Source organism: Streptomyces sp. NPDC001204 (assembly GCF_053598035.1).
In genome coordinates this window covers 1-1,613 of the sequence record NZ_JBSFJL010000094.1, presented here as the reverse complement: position 1 = coordinate 1,613, position 1,613 = coordinate 1, and the positions used below count along the sequence as shown (strand labels likewise).

Annotated in this window: 1 protein-coding gene; it reads right to left on the bottom strand. The window is 68.4% G+C overall.

Annotation, left to right across the window (positions count from 1 at the left end):
- Positions 1 to 27: 27 nt before the first annotated feature.
- Complete coding sequence (locus tag ACWC91_RS41545; RefSeq protein ID WP_450645070.1) at positions 28 to 1,299, bottom strand: IS110 family transposase; 1,272 nt, start codon at positions 1,297 to 1,299, stop codon at positions 28 to 30.
- Positions 1,300 to 1,613: the final 314 nt, after the last annotated feature.

The following is a 1,613-nucleotide window of genomic DNA, read 5'->3' as shown; positions in this document are numbered from 1 at the left end:
GACAAGACACCCCATGCGGTTATCGGGTCAAGCCGCTGCGGCGACTGGGGGTTGAGCCGGTGGGTTGAAGGCGATGGCTTCGTCGAAGGTCTGGTGGCTGGTGAGGCAGTGGTGGAGCTGGCCGAGCATGCGGTTGAACAGGTTGCGGAGGGCTGCGTGGTATCGGTCGCCGCTCTTGCGCCGGCGGTTGTAGTGAGCGTGGGCCCCACGTGATGCGGTCAACGCGGCGAAGGCCCAGTGCCGGCCGACCGCAGCCAGGCGGCTGTTCTTGATCCGGCGGTGAGTGACACGGCGGCTCTTGCCGGATTCCCGGGTTATCGGTGCGCTTCCGGCGTAGGCCTTCAGGTCGCCCGCCCGGCCGAACCGGGTTCGGTCGTCGCCGATCTCGGCGAGGATCCGTGCACCTGTGAGGGTGGCCAGGCCAGGGAAGCTCGTGATGATCTCCGCGTCGGGATGCTGCAGGAACAGCTCCTCAGTGTCGTGAGCCAGGTCGTCGCAGGCCTGGCAGACAGCGTCAAGCTGGGCGAGGAGGGCAAGCGTCTGCCGCCCCATCGCCTGCTCGATCAGGGCGGGTTGACGGAGCCAGGTCCGGCGGAACACCTCAAGGAGCCGGTCGGTTTCGGCCTCGATGCGTCGCTGGCGTCCGGACCGTGTGACGGCTGACCGCACCTGGTTGCGGGTCAGCCGGGCGGCCTCGGCCGGCGTGGGCGCGATCGCCAGGATCGCGCGGGCCTCCCGGGCCAGCAGCCGCTCTCGCTTGCCGGCGAATGCCGCGAGGAGGGCCGGATAGTACTCGCGCAGGTGTGAGCGGAGCCGGTTGTGGGCGCGGGTGCGATCCCAGACCGCGTCCTGCTGGGCTCTGGCGAGGACGGCGATCGCCTTGGCCAAGTCGGTGTCGCTCGGCAGCGGACGGTGCTGCGAGGCGTCGGTCCGCAGAATGTTGGCCAGGACGACGGCGTCTTGATGGTCGGACTTCTTGCGGGAGACCGCGTGCCGGTCGCGGTATCGGGCAACGGCCAGGGGATTGATCGCGTAGACCCGGCGTCCGGAAGCTCGCAGGCAGGCCACCAGGAGGCCCCGGGAGGTCTCGATCGCGACCGGGATCGGATCGTCCGGGCTGTCGCCATGCTCGGCGAGAAGGCGTAACAAGTCCTGGAAGCCAGTCGCGTCGTCGCTGATCCTGAGCTTGCCCAGTAGCCGGGCGTCGGAGTCGACCACCGCCACATCGTGGTGGTCCTCGGCCCAGTCGATTCCGCAGGTTGCGTTCACCACCCGCTCCTTTAAATCGTCGCTGTCCATCGGCATCAAGCCGTGGCGGGGCCACCCGGCGACCTAATAGAAGCGCTCGTGGGCGCACCACCCCATCAGCCGTCCGTAACCCCAGCCCTGCCCAGGGGCCTCGCTCTCGTGAAGAACTCGACGGCTCCGGCTGATCGGGAGGTAGCCCTGGGAATGGCTCGAATCACGGCACAGTACGGCGACTGGGTGCGATGCGGCAGGGGCCGGAACAGCGTCCCTCTTGTCGAAGCACTCCAGGCGCTGCATACATCCCAGACGTCTTGATCGGCCCCTGCCTGGGCGGACCCAGCGGCCAACCCACGTGCCTATTAGGC

Bases quoted from the DNA above. Each gene is read 5' to 3' on its own strand.
- ACWC91_RS41545 (WP_450645070.1), bottom strand. From the start codon at position 1,299: ATGGACAGCGACGATTTAAAGGAGCGGGTGGTGAACGCAACCTGCGGA.